The organism is Streptomyces sp. E2N166, from assembly GCF_003671715.1.
GTDB classification, from domain to species: Bacteria; Actinomycetota; Actinomycetes; order Streptomycetales; family Streptomycetaceae; genus Streptomyces; species Streptomyces thinghirensis.
Genome location: NZ_RAIF01000032.1, coordinates 733,014 through 736,213 on the forward strand (window position 1 = coordinate 733,014; position 3,200 = coordinate 736,213).

The window sequence follows — 3,200 nt, forward strand, 5'->3', positions numbered from 1 at the left end:
GCACCGAACTGACGTACCGCGCACTCGTCCAGCGCGTGGACGCCCTCGCCGCCCGGCTCACCGCCGCCGGCGCGGGCCGCGGCCGGACCGTCGGTGTACTGCTTCCGCGCGACCAGGACCTGCCGGTGGCGCTCCTCGCGGTCCAGGCCTCCGGCGCCGCCTACGTACCGCTCGACCCCGCCTACCCGCAGGACCGGCTCGCCTACATGGCCGAGGACGCCGGGCTGCACCTGCTGCTCACCCACTCCGCCTGCGGCGTCGGCCTCGCGGCCGTGCCCCGGCTGGTCGTCGACACCTCCGAGCAGCCGCCGGCCCTGCCCTCGCCCGGGCCGGCAGACCCGTCCGACGCCGCGTACGTCATCTACACCTCCGGCTCCACCGGCCGACCCAAGGGCGTCCGCGTGCCGCACCGCGCGCTGACCAACTTCCTGTGGTCGATGGCCCGCGAGCCCGGCTTCGGACCCGGCGACACCCTGCTGGCCCTCACCACCGTCTGCTTCGACATCTCCGGCCTGGAGCTGTACCTGCCGCTGGTCACCGGCGGCACCGTGGAGGTGCTCGCCGCCGAGGACGCCCGCGACGGGCTGCGACTGCGCGAGGCTCTCGAACGGACCCGCCCCACCGTCGTGCAGGCCACCCCGGCCACCTGGAGCATGCTGCTGGCCGCCGGCTGGCCGGGCGACCCCGCGCTGAAGGTGCTCTGCGGCGGCGAGGCGCTGCCCGCCGACCTGGCCGAGGCGCTCCTCGCGGGCAACGGACAGGTGTGGAACCTCTACGGCCCCACCGAGACCACCATCTGGTCGGCGGCGAGCCGCCTCACCCCGGGCGGCCGGATCACCCTGGGCGCCCCGATCGCCAATACGGCGCTCCACGTCCTCGACAGCACGGGCAGGCCCGTCCCCACCGCCGTCGCCGGGGAGTTGTACATCGGCGGCGACGGCGTGGCCGACGGCTACCTCGGCCGCCCCGACCTGACCGCCGAGCGCTTCCTGTCCGACCCGTTCGCGGCGCGCGCCGAGGCCCGCATGTACCGCACGGGCGACCTCGTGCGACGGCTCGCCGACGGCACGATCGAGTACCTCGGCCGCCTCGACTCCCAGGTCAAGGTGCGCGGCTACCGGGTAGAGCTGGAGGAGATCGAGGCGACCCTGCGCCGGCTCGACGGTGTCCGCGAGGCCGTCGTCGTGGCCCGCGGACGGTCCGCGGGCTCGCACACCCTGCTCGCCTGCTACGTCCTGGAGGACGACGCGGCCGAGCCGGACCGCGAGCGGCTGGCGGCCTGGCTGCCGGACCACATGGTGCCCGACGCCCTGGTCCGGGTGACCGGCTTCCCGCGCACCCTGAACGGGAAGACCGACCGCACGGCGCTGGCCGCGCTGCCCCTGGCCGACCTGCGCGCCCGCTTCGGCGCCGGATCCCCGACCGCGGCCCGCTCCGGCGCGCCGGCAGGCGAGGCGGGCGGCCGCACGGAGGTCCTCGTCGCCGAGCTGGCGCGCATGGTCGCCGCCCTGGTGGACGTCCGCCCCGAGGACATCGGCGCGCACACGCCGCTCGGCGAGGCCGGCATGAACTCCGTCGGCTTCACCGCGCTCAGCGCCGAGCTGCGCAAGGCGTACGGGATCACCGAGTACCCCACCCTCTTCTACCGCCGCGGCACCCTGCACGCGCTCGCCGCCCACCTGTGGGAGCACCACGCGGCCGCGCTCACGAAGCACTTCGGGGCGGCCCCGCGGACACCCGCCACCGAGCGGACCGCGCCGGCCGGGACCGAGTCGCCGACGGCCCCCACCGGATCCTGGACGTCCGGCACCCCTGCCGGGACCGGGGCCCCGGTAGCCCCCGCCGGCCGTGAGGTCGCCGTCATCGGCATGGCCGGGCGGCTGCCCGGATCCATGGACCTCGGGGAGTTCTGGGACCACCTCGCCGCCGGCGACGACCTGGTCGGCGAGATCCCCGCCGACCGCTGGGACTGGCGCGACCACCCGCGTTCCCTCTCCCGCTGGGGCGGCTTCGCCCCGGACGTGGACCGGTTCGACGCCGCGTTCTTCGGCATCTCGCCCCGAGAGGCCGAACTGATGGACCCGCAGCAGCGGTTGCTGCTCGAAACCGTCTGGCAGGCCGTCGAGGACGCCGGATACCGCCCCTCCGAGCTGGCCGGGAAACGGGTCGGCGTGTTCATCGCCGTCACCAACTCCGACTACCACGAGGTGCAGCGGGCCGCCGGACGCGCCACCGAGGGCCACACCCTCACCGGCGCCGCCCTGTCGATCGTCCCGAACCGGGTGTCGTACCTGCTCGACCTGCGCGGTCCCAGCATCGCCGTCGACACCGCCTGCTCCGGCTCCCTCACCGCCGTCCACCAGGCCTGCGCCGCACTGCGCGACGGCACCTGCGACCTGGCCATCGCGGGCGGCGTCAGCCTCATCCTGGCGCCGGGTGTCTACGAGGCGCTCAGCCAGGGCGAGATGCTCAGCCCCGACGGCCGCTGCAAGGCCTTCGACAGCCGTGCCGACGGCTATGTGCGCGGCGAGGGCGCGGGCGTCGTCCTGCTCAAGCCGCACGAGCGGGCCGAGCGCGACGGTGACGCCGTACACGCCGTGATCAAGGCCGCCGCCCTCAACCACGGCGGCCGGACCACCTCGCTCACCGCCCCCGACCCCGACGCCCAGGCCGACCTGCTGGTCGAGGCCTACCGCGCGGCCGGAGTCCACCCGGACACCGTCGGCTACATCGAGGCGCACGGCACCGGCACCGCCCTGGGCGACCCGATCGAGACCACCGGCCTGAGCAGCGCCTTCCGGCGGCTGCGGGCCGGGGAGGACGCGCCCGAAGGGGCCGCTCCGTGCCTCATCGGCTCGGTCAAGACGAACATCGGCCATCTGGAGGCCGCCGCGGGTGTCGCCGGACTCTTCAAGGCGGTCCTGTCGATGCGGCACGGCACCGTCCCGGCCAGCCTGCACTTCCGCGAGCAGAACCCTTACCTGGAACTCGACGGCGGCCCCTTCGAGGTCGCCGGCACCGCCCGGCCCTGGCCGCGCCCCCGGGACGCGCACGGAGCCGAACTGCCACGCCGGGGCGGCGTCAGCTCCTTCGGCTTCGGCGGAGCGGGAGCGCACATCGTCTTGGAGGAACCCCGAATGCCGGACAACCGCGAAGAGCCCGCGGCCCAGCAGGTCTTCGTGCTCTCGGCCCGTGACGGC

1 protein-coding gene is annotated in these 3,200 nt (G+C 75.2%); it reads left to right on the forward strand.

Going from position 1 to position 3,200, the window contains the following annotated elements:
• Positions 1-3,200 (forward strand): amino acid adenylation domain-containing protein (locus tag EBH09_RS30335; protein ID WP_121750079.1); only part of this gene is annotated, 3,200 nt, incomplete at both ends.